At 57.2% G+C, this 20,893-nt stretch carries 13 protein-coding genes and 1 pseudogene; 6 read left to right on the plus strand and 8 right to left on the minus strand.

Translation table 11 applies throughout. The features are described from left to right. Positions 1-6 precede the first annotated feature (6 nt). A complete protein-coding gene (ssuC, locus tag HA43_RS08750; protein ID WP_094111471.1) occupies positions 7-798 on the plus strand; it encodes an aliphatic sulfonate ABC transporter permease SsuC in 792 nt (263 codons plus the stop codon). After that, entirely contained in the window at positions 795-1,586 is a 792-nt protein-coding gene (gene ssuB / locus HA43_RS08755; RefSeq protein ID WP_094111472.1) for an aliphatic sulfonates ABC transporter ATP-binding protein, read from the plus strand. The genes ssuC and ssuB overlap by 4 nt, the downstream gene beginning before the upstream one ends. 43 nt (positions 1,587-1,629) lie before the next feature. Here ssuB and zinT read toward each other — a convergent pair whose 3' ends face one another. Together zinT and pepN are read right to left on the minus strand one after the other, a co-directional pair. Next, on the minus strand, positions 1,630-2,271 hold the full coding sequence (gene zinT, locus HA43_RS08760) for a metal-binding protein ZinT (RefSeq protein WP_094111473.1): 642 nt from the start codon (positions 2,269-2,271) through the stop codon (positions 1,630-1,632). Positions 2,272-2,452: 181 nt separating this feature from the next. Continuing rightward, the gene (gene pepN / locus HA43_RS08765) at positions 2,453-5,068 is read right to left on the minus strand and encodes an aminopeptidase N (protein WP_094111474.1); all 2,616 of its coding nucleotides are present in this window, start codon (positions 5,066-5,068) and stop codon (positions 2,453-2,455) included. A gap of 270 nt (positions 5,069-5,338) precedes the next feature. On the opposite strand from pepN, the gene pncB reads away from it, so the two are divergent. From pncB to HA43_RS08785, 4 genes and pseudogenes are all read left to right on the plus strand, one after another. Then, positions 5,339-6,544, plus strand: coding sequence for a nicotinate phosphoribosyltransferase (pncB, locus tag HA43_RS08770; RefSeq protein ID WP_039385774.1), 1,206 nt, complete (start codon positions 5,339-5,341; stop codon positions 6,542-6,544). A 212-nt stretch (positions 6,545-6,756) separates the two neighbouring features. Then, positions 6,757-8,156 (plus strand): annotated as a pseudogene (asnS, locus tag HA43_RS08775) (asparagine--tRNA ligase). Positions 8,157-8,456: 300 nt separating this feature from the next. After that, the gene (gene ompC / locus HA43_RS08780) at positions 8,457-9,566 is read left to right on the plus strand and encodes a porin OmpC (protein ID WP_071668705.1); all 1,110 of its coding nucleotides are present in this window, start codon (positions 8,457-8,459) and stop codon (positions 9,564-9,566) included. Between the two features lie 200 nt (positions 9,567-9,766). Next, positions 9,767-10,957, plus strand: a complete 1,191-nt coding sequence (locus tag HA43_RS08785) for an amino acid aminotransferase (protein WP_094111475.1) — start codon at positions 9,767-9,769, stop codon at positions 10,955-10,957. Positions 10,958-11,012: 55 nt separating this feature from the next. On the opposite strand, the gene HA43_RS08790 is transcribed toward HA43_RS08785, so the two are convergent. The 6 genes from HA43_RS08790 to mukF all read right to left on the minus strand — a co-directional run bounded on the left by HA43_RS08790 (position 11,013) and on the right by mukF (position 20,890). After that, the gene (locus HA43_RS08790; protein ID WP_094111476.1) at positions 11,013-11,642 is read right to left on the minus strand and encodes an MBL fold metallo-hydrolase; all 630 of its coding nucleotides are present in this window, start codon (positions 11,640-11,642) and stop codon (positions 11,013-11,015) included. A gap of 36 nt (positions 11,643-11,678) precedes the next feature. Beyond that, positions 11,679-12,230, minus strand: coding sequence for a peptidoglycan L,D-endopeptidase MepK (gene mepK / locus HA43_RS08795; protein ID WP_039383591.1), 552 nt, complete (start codon positions 12,228-12,230; stop codon positions 11,679-11,681). Between the two features lie 187 nt (positions 12,231-12,417). Next, positions 12,418-14,229, minus strand: coding sequence for a L,D-transpeptidase (ldtD, locus tag HA43_RS08800; protein WP_094111477.1), 1,812 nt, complete (start codon positions 14,227-14,229; stop codon positions 12,418-12,420). Between the two features lie 154 nt (positions 14,230-14,383). Continuing rightward, a complete protein-coding gene (mukB, locus tag HA43_RS08805) occupies positions 14,384-18,850 on the minus strand; it encodes a chromosome partition protein MukB (RefSeq protein WP_039383586.1) in 4,467 nt (1,488 codons plus the stop codon). Next, positions 18,847-19,587 (minus strand): chromosome partition protein MukE, encoded by a 741-nt coding sequence (gene mukE, locus HA43_RS08810; protein ID WP_039383583.1) that lies wholly within the window; start codon positions 19,585-19,587, stop codon positions 18,847-18,849. Before mukE ends, mukB begins: the two co-directional genes overlap by 4 nt. Continuing rightward, positions 19,568-20,890, minus strand: coding sequence for a chromosome partition protein MukF (gene mukF / locus HA43_RS08815; RefSeq protein ID WP_039383581.1), 1,323 nt, complete (start codon positions 20,888-20,890; stop codon positions 19,568-19,570). The genes mukE and mukF overlap by 20 nt, the downstream gene beginning before the upstream one ends. Positions 20,891-20,893 lie beyond the last annotated feature (3 nt).

The following is a 20,893-nucleotide window of genomic DNA, read 5'->3' on the forward strand; positions in this document are numbered from 1 at the left end:
GTCACCATGTCTGAGCAGATAAAAACGCTGCGCAATGCGCTGCTGCCCTGGCTGCTGCCGGTGGGAATAGTGGCGATATGGCAGCTCGCTTCGTCGCAGGGCTGGCTCTCCACGCGTATTTTACCGGCGCCGGAGAAAATTGTGACCGCCTTCTGGCAGCTGACCGCCAGCGGTGAACTGTGGCAGCACCTGGCCATCAGCAGCTGGCGCGCACTAATCGGTTTTGCTATCGGCGGCACGATCGGGCTGGCGCTCGGACTCATCACCGGTACATCGCGCACCGGTGAGCGTCTGCTGGATACCTCGCTACAGATGCTGCGCAACGTGCCGCATCTGGCGCTGATCCCGCTGGTGATCCTCTGGTTTGGCATTGATGAATCGGCCAAAATTTTCCTGGTCGCACTCGGTACGCTGTTTCCGATCTACCTCAATACCTATCACGGGATCCGCAATATCGATCGCGGGCTGATAGAGATGGCGCGCAGCTATGGCCTCTCCGGCTGGTCGCTGTTTGCGCAGGTTATCCTGCCTGGCGCCCTGCCCGGCATCATGGTCGGGGTGCGCTTTGCGCTGGGTCTGATGTGGCTGACGCTGATTGTGGCTGAAACCATCTCGGCCAACTCCGGTATCGGCTATCTGGCGATGAACGCGCGCGAATTTTTGCAAACTGACGTGGTGGTGGTGGCCATTATTCTTTATGCCCTGCTGGGCAAACTGGCAGACGTGGCGGCACAGCTGCTGGAGCGTATCTGGCTGCGCTGGCACCCGGCCTGGCAACTGAAGGAGAGCAACGCATGAGCAATGCCGTACAGAATCCGGCGCGCCTGATCAGCGGCACGCCGGTCGCCATCAGTAACCTCTCTAAGCACTATGGCAATCGTACTATTCTTGACCAGGTCAGCCTGCATATTCCGGCCGGGCAGTTTGTTGCCGTGGTCGGGCGCAGCGGCTGCGGTAAAAGCACCCTGCTGCGGCTGCTGGCCGGACTGGAAGTCGCCAGTCAGGGTGAGCTGCTGGCAGGTAACGCGCCGCTGGCCGCGGCGCGCGACGATACGCGACTGATGTTCCAGGATGCGCGTCTGCTGCCGTGGAAAAAAGTGATCGATAACGTCGGACTCGGCTTACGCGGCCGCGAATGGCGCAGCGCCGCGCTGGAGGCACTGGAGGCCGTAGGGCTTGACGATCGCGCAAATGAGTGGCCTGCTGCCCTCTCAGGTGGACAGAAGCAGCGCGTGGCGCTGGCGCGGGCGCTGATCCACCGTCCTGGCTTACTGCTGCTCGATGAACCGCTGGGCGCGCTGGATGCCTTAACCCGCATTGAGATGCAGAGGCTGATCGAATCACTCTGGCAGCAGCACAATTTTACGGTACTGCTGGTGACGCATGATGTCAGCGAGGCGGTGGCGCTGGCCGATCGGGTGTTACTGATTGAAGAGGGTAAAATCGGGCTCGACCTGTCGACCGATTTGCCGCGTCCGCGCCGCAAAGGCTCGGCTCGGCTGGCGGAGCTGGAAGCGAGCGTACTGGATCGGGTGATGACGCGCAGCGCCGCTGAGCAACCGCTGCGCTTTGCCCGGCAGCGTTAACTGCCCTGCCCGCTGGCGGGTCTGTCCGCCAGCGGGCTGTGCATCAGTGATGCAGCAGGTCATCCACCACCTGCGCTTTACTCAGCTGGTAAGGGAAGAACGTGGGCCAGTTTTCCAGTTCATCAAACAGCGCAGCCTGCGAGACATTACCCGTAAAGATATGAAAGTGGGATGACTTACGCGGGCTGATAATGTGATCGCTGAACTGTACAAAGTGCGGCGCTTTACTGGCTTTATCAGTGCATTCAAACAGATAACGCACCCCTCTTTTACCGGAAACGTAGTTGAGCACCTTGTAACCTTTATAGGCATATTTACAGCTGCTGACCGCGCCTTTTTCGGTAAATTCCATCACGTCGTTTTCAATGCCGATGTCAGTAATATCGCTGGCATAGCCGATGAGATAGTACTGTTTAATGTCGCTGAACGAGCGCGTTTTATCGGCTGCCGCTTTTTTTTGAAATACCGGATCCAGTGAGCCATCTCTGGCATAGGGATAAACGGACTGCCATACCCCTTCCCAGTCGGAAAGCGGCCGATCTTTCACATCGCCATCGGCAAAGATGCCGCTGGCCGCGCGCACCTCTTTTTCACTCAGTGGAGCACCGTGCGAATGACCGCCGTGTGCAAATACCGTTGAACTGCAGGCCAGCCCCAGAAATAGTGTCCAGTACGCTACTTTCATCCTAATATACTCACGCTTTGTTTTATTGATGTTATAACATAACATATAAGTCAGCGTAACGCACCCTGCCGGATTAGCGGCCAAAGTAGTGATTTATGAGAAGGTTTGGCGCGCCATACTGTAGTGCCCGCATGGCCGCAAAAGAGCAGCCGCAACCGGTGACGGTTGCGGCTGCGGAGGATTACGCGTTCAGCGCTTTGGTGATTTTCTCATAGAGATCGCCGGAAAGATTATCCAGCCCCTTTAGCTGCTGCAGTGCCTGACGCATTAACGCCTGACGTCCTGCATCATAGCGCTTCAGGCGGATCAGGGGTTCAATCATGCGCGCGGCCACCTGCGGGTTACGCGTGTTGAGATCGGTCAGCATTTCAACCAGGAACTGATAACCGCTGCCATCCTGCGCGTGAAACGCCGCCGGGTTGCCCGCCGCGAATGCGCCAATCAGCGCCCGGATGCGGTTGGGGTTACCCATGGTGAAGGAGCGATGGTTCAGCAGCGCACGCACGTTGCGTAACACTTCTGGTGCCGGGCTGGTCGCCTGCAGCATAAACCATTTATCCATGACCAGACCGTCCTGATGCCAGCGCTCATCCCAGGCGGCCAGCAGCGCGTCGCGGCACGGCAGCTGTGCCATCACCGCTGCCGAGAGCGCCGCCAGCGCATCAGTCATATTCGTGGCGTGCGCATACTGCGCCTGAACCAGACGATCGGCCTGCGTCGTATCCCCCAGAGCCAGATAGCTCAGACAGACATTCTTCAGCGCGCGCCGGCCAATTTCCGCATGATCAACGCGATATTCGCTGCTCTGGCTGGCCAGATAGAGCGCATAGCACTCGTCGTTCAGCTCGTTTGCCAGCGTGCGCATCAGCGCATGGCGTACGGCGGCAATCGCCTGTGGATCGATGATGTCGAACAGCTCTGCTATCTCATTTTCTGATGGCAGGGTCAGGATCAGCGCCATCAGCGCCGGATCGCCCTGCTCATCCAGCAGCACCGCCCGGAAAGCGTCAGCAACGTGCAGAGGCAGCGATAGCGGCTGGCCCTGCTGGTAGCGCGCGACGTTGAGACGAATATAGGTTGCGAGCAGACTCTGCGCCGCATCCCAGCGGGAAAACTCATTGCTCGCGTGACGCATCAGGAAGGTGAGCTGTGCGTCGCTCCACTTATAATCGAGTTTTACCGGTGCAGAGAATTCACGCAACAGTGACGGCACCGGCTGAAAATAGACGTTATCAAAGACAAACGTCTGGAACGCCTGCGTCACGTTCAGCACGTGATGTACCGGCTGGCCGTTATGCTGCAGCGGGATCACTTTGCCTTCGTTATCGTAGAGTTCGATATCCAGCGGAATGTGCAGCGGCAGCTTCTCCTGACCATCTGCGGTTGGCGGCGTATGCTGGGTCACGTGCAGGGTATACTGCTCCAGCTCCGGATTATAGTCATCGCGCACGCTCAAGACCGGCGTGCCTGACTGGCTGTACCAGCGACGGAACTGGGTTAAATCGACGCCAGAGGCATCTTCCATCGCCTGGACAAAATCGTCGCAGGTTGCCGCACTGCCGTCGTGACGTTCGAAGTAGCACTGCATGCCCTGCTGAAACTTCTCTTCACCCAGCAGCGTGTGCATCATGCGGATCACTTCCGATCCCTTCTCATACACCGTCAGGGTATAGAAGTTATTCATCTCTATAACCTGATCCGGCCGGATCGGGTGCGCCATCGGGCTGGCATCTTCGGCAAACTGCGCACCGCGCATCACCCGCACGTTATCAATACGATTCACCGCGCGGGAGCCGAGATCGGAGCTGAATTCCTGATCGCGGAATACCGTCAGACCCTCTTTCAGGCTGAGCTGGAACCAGTCGCGACAGGTGACGCGGTTACCGGTCCAGTTATGGAAATACTCATGGCCGATCACCGCCTCGATGCCGAGATAATCTTTATCCGTCGCGGTTTCCGCTTTTGCCAGCACATATTTGGAGTTAAAGACGTTGAGGCCTTTGTTCTCCATCGCGCCCATATTGAAGAAATCCACGGCGACAATCATAAAGATATCGAGGTCATATTCGAGACCAAAACGCTCTTCATCCCACTTCATGCTGGCTTTCAGCGAGGTCATTGCCCAGTCGGCACGATCGAGATTACCGCGGTCAACAAAGATCTCCAGCGCGACGTCGCGCCCTGAACGGGTGGTAAAACTGTCGCGCAGCACATCAAAATCACCTGCCACCAGCGCAAACAGATAGCAGGGTTTCGGGAACGGATCCTGCCACGTCACCCAGTGACGCCCGTCGTCCAGCTCGCCGCTCTTTAGCTTGTTACCGTTGGAGAGCAGATACGGGTAGCGCACCGGGTCGGCCCGGAGCGTGGTGGTAAAGCGCGCCAGAACGTCAGGACGATCCAGGTACCAGGTGATGTGCCGGAAACCCTCCGCCTCACACTGGGTGCAGAGCGCCTCGCCCGACTGATACAGCCCTTCCAGCGCGCTGTTTTTAGCCGGATGGATCAGGTTTACAATGCGCAGCGTGAAGTTGTCAGGCAGCTGACTGAGGATCAGCGCCCCCGCCTCTTCGCGATAGTGCGGCCAGGGCGCGCCATCTACCGTCAGCTCAACCAGCGTTAACGCTTCACCATCAAGATGCAGATCGGCGTCTGCTGCGCCGAGACGTTTGACCTGACTGATGGCTGTTACGCGTGTTTCTGTTGCATCCAGATCAAACGTCAGGTCGATATCCGTAATGGTGTAATCAGGCACCCGGTAGTCGTGGCGATATTTAATGTGCGGCTGTTGCGTCATATATCCTTCTCGCATCGTTGTTATGTTGAGGCCATCCTGTTGCGGTGGCGCAAATATCTCAAAGTCTAAGCGGCCTGACGGCGAGTTGCCATGCGCAATGCGCGCTGGCGCAGAAAAGGCTACAATTCAGTAACAATGGCACAATTGACCCTCGACCCGCCACCTGCAAATGTGGTGTGATCGCAGAGATTACTGTTTTATACTCCTGCGTCTTTAGGATTTTGTTAAACACCGGGCTCTGCTCCGCGGAAGAGGATGCTGAAACGCACCATGACTGGACACGCTTCCCCGATTTTGACCACGCTGCTTGATACCGATGCGTACAAGCTTCATATGCAGCAGGCCGTATATCATCGTTACTACGATGTCCCGGTTACCGCAGAATTTCGCTGTCGCAGCGATGAACAGCTTGGCCGGTATGCCAGCGAGATTCGCGCGCAAATTGATACTCTGCAAGATCTGACCCTGAGCGACGATGAGTTTGCCTGGCTCAGTAACCTGCCTTTTTTCCAGCACGACTATCTGACCTGGCTACGCGCCTTTCGCTTCAATCCGGCGCAGGTTGAGGTACGGGACGAGCGGGGCCAGCTGCGCATCCAGATCCGCGGCCCGTGGCGTGAGGTCATTCTGTGGGAAGTGCCGCTGCTGGCGCTGATCAGTGAAGTGGTACATCGCCACCGCACGCCGCAGATCGCCGCAGAGCAGGCGGTCGCGCATCTGCAGCAAAAACTTTCAGCCTTTCAGACGCAGGTTGCCGATCTCGATATGTCGCGCTTTCAGCTGATGGATTTCGGCACGCGCCGCCGCTATTCACAGGAGGTGCAGGAAGCGATTGTCAGTACGCTGAAAGCGGAGTTTCCGTGGCTGGTGGGCACCAGTAATTACGATCTGGCGCGTCGTCTGCAGCTGACGCCGGTCGGCACCCAGGCCCATGAGTGGTTTCAGGCGCATCAGCAGATCAGCCCGGTGCTGGCCAACAGCCAGCGCGCGGCGCTGCAGTCGTGGCTGGATGAGTATGATAACCAGCTGGGCATTGCGCTCACGGACTGCATCACCATGGACGCCTTTTTGCGCGATTTTGGTCCCGGCTTTGCCCATCGTTATCAGGGACTGCGCCACGACTCCGGCGATCCGGTTGAGTGGGGCGAGAAAGCCGTTGCGCACTATGAGCGGCTCGGTATCGATCCGCGCAGCAAAACGCTGGTGTTCTCTGACAATCTCAACCTGGATAAAGCGCTGGCGCTCTATCGTCACTTTGGTCAGCGTGCCAACGTGGTGTTTGGTATTGGCACGCGCCTGACCTGCGACATTCCGGGCGTAACGCCGCTTAACATCGTGATCAAACTGGTCAGCTGCAATGGCAAACCGGTCGCTAAACTCTCTGACAGCCCGGGTAAAACGATTTGTCAGGATAAAGCCTTTGTGCGTGCGCTGCGCAAAGCATTTGACCTGCCGCTGGTTAAACGCGCCAGCTGACCTGCCACGGGCAGGGTTCACTCCCCTGCCCGCCGCCATTAAAATCACTCACTTCCCGCAATTTTGCTTGTTTCCTGATGGCTCGCAAGTAACATAGCAACACCCCTGAACGTGGGAGAATTGGCTGTTTCTGTCAGCACCGTACGTCACCTGTGACGATAGCCGGGTGCGGCGGGACACCCGTTATTTCATCTATATATAGAGAGATTTTTATGAGCGTAGTGCCTGTAGCGGATGTACTGCACGGCCGGGTCGCGGTTGACAGTGAAGTCACCGTACGCGGCTGGGTGCGTACCCGAAGAGATTCCAAAGCCGGTCTTTCCTTTATCGCCGTTTATGACGGCTCCTGCTTTAATCCCGTTCAGGCTGTCGTCAATAATTCTCTGAATAATTATCAGGATGAAGTGCTGCGTCTGACCACCGGCTGCTCGGTCATTGTTACCGGCACCGTAGTGGAATCACCGGGCCAGGGCCAGGCATTTGAGCTGCAGGCACCCGTGTTGAAGTGACCGGCTGGGTTGACGATCCTGACACTTACCCGATGGCTGCCAAACGTCACAGCATTGAGTATCTGCGCGAAGTGGCTCACCTGCGCCCGCGTACCAATCTGGTTGGCGCCGTCGCACGCGTGCGTCATACCCTGGCGCAGGCGCTGCATCGCTTTTTCCATGAGAACGGCTATTTCTGGGTTTCCACGCCGCTGATCACCGCATCAGATACGGAAGGCGCAGGCGAAATGTTCCGCGTATCGACGCTGGATATGGAAAACCTGCCGCGCGATCCGCAGGGTAAAGTGGATTATGACAAAGATTTCTTCGGTAAAGAGGCGTTCCTGACCGTATCAGGCCAGCTGAATGCTGAAACGTATGCCTGTGCGTTGTCAAAAGTCTACACCTTTGGCCCAACGTTCCGTGCGGAAAACTCCAACACCAGCCGTCACCTGGCGGAATTCTGGATGCTGGAGCCGGAAGTGGCGTTTGCCACGCTGGATGACGCCGCAGCGCTGGCTGAAGCGATGCTGAAATATGTCTTCAAAGCTGTACTGAATGAACGTGCTGATGACATGGCGTTCTTCGCCGAGCGCGTGGATAAAGATGCCGTTGCGCGCCTTGAGCGTTTTGTTACCACCGATTTTGCACAGGTAGACTATACCGACGCAGTTGACATATTGCTGAAGAGCGGCCAGAGCTTTGAAAACCCGGTTGCATGGGGTGTGGATCTCTCTTCTGAACATGAGCGCTATCTGGCCGAAAAACACTTCAAGGCGCCGGTGGTGGTGAAGAACTACCCGAAAGATATTAAAGCGTTCTACATGCGTATGAATGATGACGGTAAAACCGTAGCGGCAATGGACGTGCTGGCACCGGGCATTGGTGAAATCATTGGTGGATCGCAGCGTGAAGAGCGGCTGGATGTGCTGGATGCCCGTCTGGCAGAGATGGGGCTGAATAAAGAGGATTACTGGTGGTATCGCGACCTGCGTCGTTACGGCACCGTACCGCACGCCGGCTTTGGTTTAGGGTTTGAACGTTTGATCGCCTATGTCACCGGCGTACAAAATGTAAGGGACGTTATCCCCTTCCCGCGTACCCCGCGCAACGCGAATTTCTGATTTCTGCAATTAAATATAAGAAATTCATATATATACCGAGGTCGGCACTGCCGGCCTTTTTTTATTTTTGTAAATCTTGAGATATCTCACAAAGTTCCGTAATTATTACAAATTGTCACACAATTTTTCTTTTTGATACTCAATTAGGAGATTTGAATCATTTTCGGGCTAGAAATAGCAACTGCGGAGTGAAAAGATGCGTGCAGACATATGAGACACCAAACTTCTTTCAGGGTTCCTGTAAAGTTTTCCTGACGGCAGTGGCAGGTGTCCAGATAACTCCAATGAGGGTAATAAATAATGATGAAGCGCAACATTCTTGCAGTGGTTATCCCTGCTCTGTTAGCTGCCGGTGCAGCAAATGCAGCAGAAATCTATAACAAAGATGGCAACAAACTGGACCTCTACGGAAAAGTTGACGCACGCCACACATTCTCTGACGACGCTGGCAACGATGGCGACGCCTCTTATGTGCGCTTTGGTTTCAAGGGTGAAACGCAGATTACCGACCAGCTGACCGGTTACGGCCAGTGGGAATACAACATCCAGGCAAACGTTGCTGAATCTCAGGGTACTGAAGGTTCCAAAACCCGTCTGGGCTTTGCCGGTCTGAAATTTGGCGACTACGGCTCATTCGACTACGGTCGTAACTACGGCGTAGGCTACGATCCACTGGCGTGGACCGACGTTCTGCCAGTATTCGGCGGCGACTCTGGCCGTTCTGACAACTTTATGCTGGGTCGTTCTAACGGTCTGGCGACCTACCGCAACAGCAACTTCTTTGGTCTGGTTGATGGCCTGGCGTTCGCTGCTCAGTATCAGGGCAAAAACGAAGAGTCCGCCAATGGCCGTAGCGCAGATCGCGCAAACGGCGACGGCTGGGGTACTTCTTTAACCTATACCTCTGAGATCGGCGTAGGCATCTCTGCTGCGTACACCTCTTCTGACCGTACCAACGGCCAGCAGGCTAACTTCTACGGTAACGGCAGCGAGAAAGCTGACGCCTGGTCAACCGCGCTGAAATATGACGCGAACAACGTGTACCTGGCTGCGATGTACGGTGAGAGCCGTAACTCAACCTGGATCAGCACTGCTGCTAACGGCGCGACCCCGGCCCTTGCTGGTGCAGTAAACAAAGAGCAGAAGTTTGAAGCCGTTGCTCAGTACCAGTTCGACTTCGGTCTTCGTCCATCCCTGGCTTACGTCCAGTCTAAAGGCAAGGATATCGAGACCTGGGGCGATCAGGACCTGTATAAGTACGTTTCAGTGGGTACTTATTACTACTTCAACAAAAACATGTCTACCTATGTTGACTACCAGATCAACCTGATGGATGACAACGACTTTACCCGCGCAGCTGGCATCACTACTGATGACACCGTTGGCGTAGGCCTGGTTTACCAGTTCTGATTCTGCGAATCAGCACGGTTTAACCACGTAAAACGGAGCCTGATGGCTCCGTTTTTCTTTTCAGTGATCTACCTCGCAATTAGCAGTGCTTATATCCGCCACCGGCACAATTCTTTTTGAGATGGCCGGTTGGCAAGCCTCGCGTCTGACGTTAACCTGATAGCTCATTTCGCTAAAGTTCACCCAAACGGAACTGACTCATGTTTGAATCTATCTCTGCCGCACCTGCCGACCCTATTCTGGGGCTGGCCGATCTGTTTCGCGCTGATGACCGTCCGCATAAAATTAATCTGGGCATTGGCGTATACAAAGATGAAACCGGAAAAACGCCGGTGCTGACCAGCGTGAAAAAAGCTGAGCAGTACCTGCTGGAAAATGAGACGACCAAAAACTATCTGAGCATTGACGGCCTGCCCGATTTTGCCCGCTGCACTCAGGCGCTGCTGTTTGGCAACGACAGCCCGCTTATCGCCGCAGGCCGCGCCTGCACGGCGCAGACGCCAGGCGGCACCGGCGCCCTGCGCGTGGCGGCGGATTTTCTCGCCACGCAGACCAGCGTTAAACGCGTCTGGGTAAGCAATCCAAGCTGGCCAAACCATAAAAACGTGTTTAACGCTGCCGGCCTCGAGGTGTGTGAATATCAGTACTACGACGCCGCAAACCACACGCTCGATTTCGACGGCATGCTGGCAGCGCTGCAGCAGGCGCAGGCGGGCGACGTGGTGCTGTTCCACGGCTGCTGCCATAACCCGACCGGCATCGACCCGACGCGCGAGCAGTGGCAACAGCTCGCAACGCTGTCACAGGAAAAGGGCTGGCTGCCGCTGTTTGACTTCGCCTATCAGGGTTTTGCACGCGGTCTGGACGAAGATGCTGAAGGCCTGCGCATTTTTGCCGCAGCCCACCAGGAGCTGCTGGTTGCCAGCTCCTACTCTAAGAACTTTGGTCTCTATAACGAGCGCGTCGGCGCCCTGACGCTGGTAGCGGCCAGCAGCGACGCGGCTAAAACCGCGTTCAGCCAGGTGAAATACAGCATCCGTGCCAACTACTCCAATCCGCCGTCGCACGGCGCTGCCGTTGTCGCCACTATCCTCAGCAATGAGGCGCTGCGGACTATCTGGGTACAGGAGCTGACTGATATGCGTCAGCGTATTCAGCGTATGCGTCAGCTGTTTGTGAACACGCTGGCAGAAAAAGGCGCGCGCCAGGATTTCAGCTTCATCATCAAACAGAACGGCATGTTCTCATTCAGCGGCCTGACCAAAGATCAGGTCGTGCGTCTGCGTGATGAATTCGGCGTGTACGCGGTAAACTCAGGTCGCGTTAACGTGGCAGGCATGACGCCGGATAATATGTCGGCGCTGTGTGAAGCGATAGTCGCAGTACTCTAAGCGAAATGCGTGAACAGGCGGCGGGTGAGGCTCTCACCCGCCGCTTTTTTTATGGCTACTGCAGGAAAGGATTGGTCAGACGCTCACGTCCCAGCGTGGATACCGGCCCATGCCCGGGTACAAACGCAATGTCGTCGCCCAGCGGCAGCAGTTTGGTTTTGATGGCACTGATCAGATCGCTGTGGCTGCCCTGCGGGAAGTCGGTGCGCCCGACGCCGCCGCTAAAGATCACGTCTCCTGAGATAAGCAGCTTTCCGGCGCGATCGAAAAAGACAATGTGCCCCGGGGTATGACCCGGACAGTGCAGCACCTCCAGCGCCACGTTGCCCAGCTCTACCACATCACCCTCTTCCAGCCAGCGATCCGGCGTCAGCGGTGCACACTCCGGCAGCCCAAACATCCGGCTCTGCGTGGGCAGATTATCGAGCCAGACTTTGTCCAGCTGATGCGGGCCGGTCACCGGTATCTGGAAATGGGCCGCCAGCTCAGCCGCCGCGCCGGCATGGTCGAGGTGGCCGTGCGTCAGCAAAATCTGCGACGGCTTCAGGCCGCGCTCCGCCAGCGCCGCTTTGATGGTTTCCGCATCGCCGCCAGGATCGACCAGGGCTGCAATGCCCGTCTCTTCATCCCAGATAGCTGAACAGTTTTGCGAAAAGGCGGTAACCGGAATAATGTGATAATTCATAACGCTCCATGGCCGGCACACGCAGCGCTGCCGGCATCAGGACCAGTGCCTTGCAGGCCCGGTATCTATGTGTACGAAGTTGCTGCGTGGATAATATCCTACACCACCCGCGCGCATAGATAACGCCGCTTTACGCACGTTACTCAGGGCAATGCCCTCAATATGGAAATCCATCGCCTGGCCTTTGGTGTGATAGCTATGCTTCGCCACGCCAGGGCCCGATTCGCGCAGCATGTTGTTGGTCGACAGCGTACGATAACCTGAGATGAGCTGTACCGGTTTACGGGTATCCAGCAGCGCCTGCAGGCGGTAGAGCTGATCAAACAGATGGGGATCGATGCTTTTCACTTTATTTGCGCGGTAGTCGCGGAAAAAGTGATTAAGACGCGCCAGTTCGTCGCGATCGTAGCTTTTACCGTTGAAAAACTCAGTTTTGAGGGTTTCACCGGTATGCATGTTGCTGAGCGTCAGAATACGCGGACGTGAGGTCGACACAGAGGCCAGCGCTGAGCCGGGGAGCAGGGAGAGGCCTGCTGCTGCGCCGCCAAGCAGCAGTAAGCGGCGGCGCTGAGAATCGATATTAGCCATGAAACGAGGTTACCTGAATAAAACACATTGAATGTGTAAAAAGTACACAAGGCCGCACAGTAACGGCAGCATGGATATCAGTCAACCCGGAATCTGTCTCAGAATGTGCAAAACCCGACCAGAAGCAAATTTCTGGCCGGGTTTCAGGGGCGTTTCGCTTATCAACAATCTGGCGAAAATCAGCACGCTACAGCAGGAGCTGTCCTGCCCGGGCCAGCACCTGGCTGCCGGAGCGCGCCGTATTATCATAATTGTAAATATCTGTACGGTATTGCGCCTGCCCGTCATCGCTGACCCAGGCGGTCAGATAGTACAGATTGACCGGGATACGATGCCGAATCGGCACATAGCGCGTGTCACCCTGCTTCAGCGTGCTGGAAATACGGCTGTCGTTCCAGCCAGCATCCTGCAGCAGCAGGTTAGCCAGATCGGAGGCTTTATTTACGCGTACGCAGCCGGAGCTGAGTGCGCGAATATCGCGCTGAAACAGGCCGTGGTTTGGCGTATCGTGCAGATAGATGGCGTCTGAACTGGGCATATTAAACTTATAACGTCCCAGTGAATTGGTGGCACCCGGTGCCTGACGGATGCGATACGGGAAGCTGGCAGCAGAAACCATCTGCCAGTTGATCATCGTCGGGTCGATCACTTCAGCGTCAGCGCTCCAGCCTGACAGCAGCGTATAGCCGTGCCGGTAGAGATAACCAGGATCCTGTTTCACCTTCGGCACAATATCCTGACGCACCAGCGTGGTTGGCACGTTCCACGGCGGATTGAGCACCACGTTGTTCAGCGCACTGCGCATAAGCGGCGTTTTGCGATCGGGCCGTCCGACAATAACCCGCGATGAGAGCACCGTGCTGCCGTTGTTATAGTAGGTCAGCGAATAGTTGGGAATATTCACCATTATCCCGTTATGCATATCATCCGGCAGCAGCCGCAGACGCTGAATGTTCAGCGCCAGCAGTGAGGCGCGCATCTGCGGTGAGACATTGAGCCACTCGCGGGTGCGCGGGCCAATTGCGCCGTCATCCGCCAGCCCCTGCCAGTGCTGAAAGCGCTTCACGCCCTCAACCAGCGCAGTGTCATAGATATTGCCGGCTGCAGAAGGCGATCCGGCCAGTATATTTCCTGCCGGCTGCGGCGTCGGGGCCGGAAGATCGGTGACGCTGGTGGCGGAAGGACTTACTGCCACCGGCTGGCTTTCAGCAACCGGCACGGCGCCCGCCGGCACTGCATCTTCATCAGGTGCAGGCGTAGTGGCGTGGTCAGATGCGGTCAGCATACCGGTGCGCTGAAGAATTTCCCGCAGCGCCGGCACATCATCGCTGACCTGCCCCGGACGCAGCGTTGCTTTGTCACGCAGCTGCGGCCAGGAACGATTATCCGTCAGCAGCGTCTTCAGCGCCGCATGCATCGGCTGATACTGCGGATGCTGCGGCTGCAGTGAGGCCACAAACGCGCGGCTGCCGCCAGCGTTGACCGCGTTCTGCCACTGATTGATCGCTGACAGCGACGGCATGGTAAGCCTGTAAGGCACATTGCTGTAAAGCCAGGTTTCACCCTGCGCCGGTACGCCCGCCACAAACTGCAGGTAACCCAGCATGGCATCGCTCAGCACCACGTCGCGCGCAAAGCCTTTAATGTCCGGATCGGTCAGCCGCTCAACCCAGCGGCTGAACTGTGGCTGCACGCCTGAAAGCGCGACCTCAGCCAGCTGCTGCTGAAACGCCTGCACCGTATCGCGGTCCTGCCAGAGCGGCGCCATTCCGCGCGCGGCATAAAGACCCGCCAGACCCGGCAGGTAAAAAGGGCGATCGCTGGCGCTGAATGCCTGCAGGATCTGCTGCTGGCTGGCCGCCACTGACGTGGTGCCGTGCCCGCCGGCTGTCATGCTGGCGGTTTGTGCAGCCTGCCCCGCGGCCAGTGGCAAGCCTGCCAGCACGACACTAAACACCAGCGCCATGCGATTAAATCTGAACGTTTTACTCAGCAACATCCCTGCCCCCTGTTACCTGAGACGCAGCCTGCCCTGTGCGCTGCGTACAACCTGACTTTCATGATGAGTATATAAAGAAAAAACGGCATTCGCCTCTCAGGGCCAATGCCGTTTACAGATTAACGCTGGTTGCGCGGTTTAACCAGTCAGGCGCTTAGCTATTTTGCGTTTCCAGCCCCTGCTCGCTTTGCGCCGTTTTTACCGGTGCCGGATCGGCGGAAAAACCACGCAGGCCCACTACGTGCACATGCTCCGTATTGTTAAATACTTTACGAACCAGTTTATAAGTGGTGCCTTTTTCCGGACTGATATTTTCCGGCGCGGCGATCACCAGCTGCATCTCCAGACGCTCGCAGAGTTCAAACAGCGTCGCGATTGAACGGGCATCCAGACGCGCCGCTTCATCAAGGAACAGCAGACGGCACGGTGAGATATCTTTGCCGCGCAGACGACGCGACTCCTCTTCCCAGCTCTGCACCACCATCACCAGAATTGACATCCCGGTACCAATCGCCTCGCCGGTTGAGAGCGCCCCGCTTTCCGCGCGCAGCCATCCGTCGGAGCCGCGATTTACTTCAACTTCCATTTCCAGATAGTTGCGGTAATCCAGCAGCTCCTCACCGATGGTCTGCGGCGTACGCTGGCCCATATCAATCTGCGGGTTAAGACGCTGATAAAGTTTGGCCAGCGCTTCCGAGAATGTCAGCCGGTTACTGGTAAAGAGATCCTGATGCTGTTCGTGCTCTTCGGAGAGCGTATCCAGCAGCGTGGCGTGTGTCTCACGCACGTTGACGTTAAGCCGTACGCTCTTCACCTGACCAAAACTCACCGTCTGCAGCCCCTGGTTCAGCTGCCGGATGCGGTTCTGTTCGCGCTGAATAGTCTTGCGAATAATATTGGCCGCACTGCGTGAGCTGATCGCCAGCGTCTGCTCACGCGCCGTCAGCTCTTCAGTCAGACGGTTCAGCTCAATCTCCATCTGCTCAATCGCCTCGACCGGATCGTCAGTGCGGATAATATCCTGACGGATACGCTCGCGCAGATGCTGATAAACGGCGATAAAGAACTGAATTTTACGCTCCGGACGCTTGGGATCTTCCGACATGCGCAGAACATCACGCAGATGTTCATTATCCGCCACCGCAAGACGCAGCGCGCCCAGGGCTTTATCGGACATTGAGCGCAGCTCGTCACCGCTCATATAGGCCAGCTCGCGCCGGTGCAGCCGTCGTTCCACGCCGTTGTCTTTCACCAGACGCAGTACGGAGCACCAGCCCGCCTTGGCACTGACCACCTGCTCACGCAGGATGCGATAATCGCGCTCCAGCTTACGCAGCTTTTTCTGCAGGCTGTCCATTTCTGCTTCGCAGAACGTCAGCTGTTTCTCCAGCTGGTTACGCCGCGCCCGGTTATGGCTGAGCGCGGTATAAAGTTCATCGCGCCGGATACGCGCCCGCTCTTCCGCGCTGGCATCGGCGTGAACGCCGATATCCTGCATCTCCTGCTGCAGCTCTTTCAGCATGTCGCGTTTGGCATCGTGCGAACTGCGCAGCGAGGCCAGCACCTGCGAGTACTGCGTCAGCTGCGCCTGATGTTCACGCAGGCGTTCACGGGCGCGGCTGCGCTCGCCTTCAGCCTGCTCCAGGCGCTGCCGTAGCTTATCAGAGAGATCGCTGTTACCGGTCAGCATCCCGGCTGAATCGCCATAGCTGAAGTGGGCGCGGCGCTGTACCACCTCCGTCAGCGCAAATGCCTGCTGGCGCGCGCTGAGCTGCTGCGCCTGCGCCTGCTGGTAGTCGCGCTGCAGCTGATCGTGCTGCTGCGGATCGTTCTGCAGCACCGCCACCAGCGACTCCAGCTTGCTGAGTTTGCTGCCGTGCTGGTGCAGGAAGCGCGCCGCCTCCTGCGCCTCTTCCACCCGCTCACGGATCTCTTCGCAGCGATCCGGCAGGGTGTCATCCAGCAGCAGGTTAACGCGAGGCAGCAGGCGGTTAAGCTGGGCGACGCCGTCGCGCGCCTGTTCAAACTGCGCACGCTGCTGCTGATTATTACTCTCATGCTGCGCCAGCCCGCGCTCCAGCTCACTGCGCCGGCCGTTAAGCTGACGGATTTGCGCTTCCGGATCCTCATCAAACGCCACCGCCAGATGGCTGCCGATAAAGCGGCTGAAAGACTGATGCAGACGCTGCGTTTTCTGTACGTCAAATGAGAGCGTCGCGTAGCGTTCTGCCAGCCTGTCGCGTTCAATGCCCAGCAGCTCAAGCTGATTTTCACGTGCGGCGCGGCCAAACAGCGGCACCTTAGGAAAACGCGAATAGCGCCACTGACGCTCTGCGACTTTGACCACGACAGCTTTATCCAGCTCATCTACGCTGAAGACGCTGTCATCAAAGGATTGTGGATCGCCCTCAATCAGATAGAGATCTTCCGGGCACTCTTCCAGCCCTTCGAGCTGTTCGCGTATCAGCGCCAGATCCGGCACCACGATGGCGTGGCGCGAAGGTCCATAGAGCGCAGAAAAATAGGGGGCATCGTCCAGCGTGACATCATCATAAATTTCGGAGAGCAGCACGCCGCCAAAGCGCTCTGCCAGCTGCGTGAGGCGCGCATCTTCTGCGCCGCCTGGCTGGCTGAGGCGTTCAATCTGCTGCTCAACGTCGCGTTTACGCGCCGCAATTTCATCTCGCTCTACGGTGGTTTCACGCTCGCGCTCCAGCAGCTGTTGCATAAAGGCGGTCACCTGCTGACTGCTGCTCAGCTGCTCACCTGTCTGTTCGCTAAGCTGCGTCAGAATCTCCTGAGCGGCCAGCCAGTGCGGGGCGCGTGCCGTCAGCGTTGCGATACGTTCGCGCAGCTGTTCCAGCTCCTGACGCATCTGCATGCGCTGCTCACCGGCATCGGCAACGCTGGCGCTGAGCTGCTCAATCTGCGCTTCCAGCTCGCGCTGCAGCCCTTCCAGCGCGTCTGCTTCATAGTGCTGGCCCTGACGTTTGCAGAACTCTGCCAGCAGGCGTTCAGCCTCATGCTGCTCGCGCAGGCGACCTTCTGATTCGTTAAGACGCAGCCGCAGTGACGCCAGCTGATCGGCATAATGACGCTGATTCGCGGCGTCGCGCAGCAGCTGGCGACCCACCTGCCAGGCGTCCTGACGGCTGACCTCACCGGCAATGCTGGTTACCAGCGCCAGCGCCTGCTCAAACTGGCTGTGTGCGGCTTCCGCCATACTCAGTTTCTGCTCCAGCCGCAGCAGCTGGCTGGTCGCCTCTTCGTCGCGTGCCTGGAACGTCTCCAGCCAGTCAGCGGCGTTATCAATCGTCAGGTCCGGCAGCTGGCAGCGCGTACGGGCTTTCTCCAGTGCCTGCAGCGCCTGCTGATACTGAATAGAGCGCGTCTGCTGAACATCCAGCGCCTGCTGGAAATCGGCCAGCTGACTTTTCAGCTCATCCACTTCAATTTCAGCGGCTTCGGCGCGCGCCTCATTCTCTTCCTGGATCTCACGCGCTTCAGCTACAACCTCATTCTGCTCTTCCAGCCGGTAGCTCAGCTCTTCAAGATCGGCATCATAACGCGCGATTTTCTCCTGCTGGCGCATTGCGGTCTGCACCAGATTAAGATGATCGCTGGCCGCCTGATAATCGATCTCCAGATCGCTTTCAGCGGCGCTATGCTCAGCCAGCTCACGCGCCATTTCCACGTGACGATACTGCTCCGACACCAGCTGGTTGCGGCTGCTGAACAGCTCATTGCGCAGCTGAAGCGCCCCGTCCAGATGTACCCGCCGTTCGTTCGCATGACGCATATAGTCAGCTGAGACGTAGCTGGTCGCCTCAGAGATCAGATGCTTGAACAGATCGCGATCGGACTGCGTCACGCGAATCGCTTCCAGCGTCATGCGGTTCTCACGCAGTGCCGCTTCCATATCCTGAAACGCTTTACGCACGCCGCCGTTTTCCGGCAGCAGATAGTCGCGCAGCGAACGGGTGATGGCGCTGGAGATACCGCCGTAGAGCGACGCCTCAATCAGCCGGTAGAATTTACTGCGATCGCTGGCTGAACGCAGGCGACGCGGCACCACGCCGAGTTCAAACAGCATGGCGTGATAGTCAGTAATGGAGCTGTACTGGCGGAACTGCACGCCTTCCTGTGCTTCAACGCGATCTTTAACCTCTGTCAGCGGCAGTACACGCGCCTGACGGCTGTTAAGGATCTCGGTCAGCATGTCAGTGGGCAGCGCATCCGCGGGCAGGCCATGAATACTGAACGGTTTAATATCCACTTTCTTATCGCGCCCGGCCACCTGCTGCAGACGCACCCCGACCACAACGCGCTGATGGCGTGAGTTGACGACATCCAGCACTGAATAGCAGACGCCAGCGCGCAGTTTACCGTGCAGACCCTTATCGCGGGAGCCTGACGTGGCGCCTGCTTCCGTGGTATTACGGAAGTGCAGCAGGGTTAAATCGGGGATCATCGCCGTAACAAACGCGGCCATGGTGGTGGATTTACCGGCACCGTTACCGCCTGAAAGCGTGGTAACCAGTTCATCGAGATCAAAGGTGCGGGCAAAAAAGCCATTCCAGTTGATCAGTGTCAGCGAACGAAACTTACCGCGTTCAATCATACCTGCTTCTCCTCCGCGTTATCAGTCGCATCACTGCTCTCCGCATGTTCACTCTCCTGCTCCGCCTCATCGGCTGTTGCAGAAACGGCAGCCTCTTCGGGTGTCATCGCTTCACCCACGCGGATCAGACGCAGCTGCGCCTCACGCGGATCGTCGCCGCTGCGCACGTCAGCACCAAAGCGAAAGACTGATTCCATAATGCGAAATTTGCTGCTGTCATTACCCATAAACCACACCATTCCCAGGCGACGCAGACGGCTCAGTGAGGCGCGCATCTTCTCCTGCAGGCGGGTGCGATCGAGATCGGAACCGGTTGAGCGCTGATTGACCAGCTTAAGCAGCTTGTGTTCATCCGCCAGCGACAGCAGCTCATCATAGAGCTCCTGCTGGGTAAAAATACCCTCGTTTGCCAGACGCTCCGGGCTCAGATAGAGGTAGCAGAGAATTTTGCCTACCATCATATCCAGCTCAGAGAGCACCGAGCGTGGGATCAGCGTGGTTGAGCGCGGCCGCAGGTAGAAAAAGCCTTCTGGCGCGCGGATCAGCTCCACGTTATAGCGGGCATAAAACTCTTCAAGATAGGTTTGGTAGTCCATCAGAAAAGCGTGATTGTCCAGCTCTTCGATACCGATATGCCGGCCCGCGCGCAGCTGACTGTCGAGCGCCGGAAAAAGGGGATTGGCCAGCGCCAGTGCCAGTTTAACCGGCATCACTTGTTCAATATTTGTCGATGACATGCGCCTGCACCTTGGCTCCGTAATCATTAATGGTCTGCCATTCTGCTGGCAAACCGGCTAAATCTGCTTCAGCAACGCCCAGCCGCACCGCCTGATCGATCACGATACGCGCCAGATCGAAATGGCGCGCGCGCGGATATTGCGCCAGGTATTCGCGCATGACGGTGGCAAGGTGCAGCGGTTTTTGCTCGCGACGATACACAGCCAGCGCCTCTTCAATCATGGCGGCCAGCTGCTCGCGGATCTCGTTAAACTCTTCATACTCCATTTCCGGCGGAAGCTCGCCCATGACCTCATCGTTACGCAGCGTCATCTCTTCATCGCGCATATCGAGCAGGCGGTCAGCGCTGGCGTAAGTCAGCATCCACGGCTGATCAAAATAGTTCTGTACCGATTGACGCAGCCGCTGTGCAAAGACCCGGTTCTTATCCATATCAATCGCGGTACGGATAAACTTGTGTACGTGACGGTCATAGCCGATCCACAGATCAATCGCCTGCTGGCCCCAGCTGATAATGCGATCGAGTTTGTTCTGCAGGTCATAAACCAGTTTGTCGACGAAACCGAGATCGGGACTGCTTAGCGTGGCATCCTGGATGCGCAACAGGTTTGCCTGCAGCTTATCGCCCGCCGCTTCCAGCGTATCCTGCAGTTCACGCAGCGTGCCGGAGGTCTCAGAGAGCAGCAGTTCACAGCTGGAGATCGCGGCGCGCCAGTCTTTGTTGAGCAGCGCGGCGATATCATTTTTTACCGTCTGCTGCTGCTCATCCATCAGGCGCTGCGTCATATCGATGCTGTCAAAAATCTCAGCAACCGAATATTTCAGCGGAGCAAATACGTTGCGGTGCCAGTGAAACTCATCGCCATCTTCTTCAGCGGCGTCAGCAGCGCGCTTCAGCTCCTGACCCACAATTGAGAGCTGCATTGAGAGGCGCAGCGTGGAGAATTCGCGCTGGCGGATATAGTAGTCGGTGATGCCAATTCCCAGCGGCGTCAGGCGGTAGATAGCGTGCCCTTCAGACACCTCGCTGGTAAACCGGTTAAGCAGTCGCTGCCGAACCAGGTCGTTAATCGCATTGTTCGCACGCACCTGCACGGTTTCATGCGTCTGTTCAAACGCTTTGCTGACGTGACGAAAGGCGTCGGTCAGCTCACCTTCACTCATTTCACCGTCCATGCGCTCACCGTTAAGGGTGGCGATGGCCAGCAAAAAGGCCAGACGTTCTACCGGCAGCGCAAGCGAGAAATCGTTTTTGCGTGCCCAGGCCACCAGTTCTGGCACCGTCTGGGAAAAATCGCTCATAGT

Source organism: Pantoea eucrina, assembly GCF_002095385.1.
In the GTDB taxonomy this organism is placed as follows: Bacteria; Pseudomonadota; Gammaproteobacteria; order Enterobacterales; family Enterobacteriaceae; genus Pantoea; species Pantoea eucrina.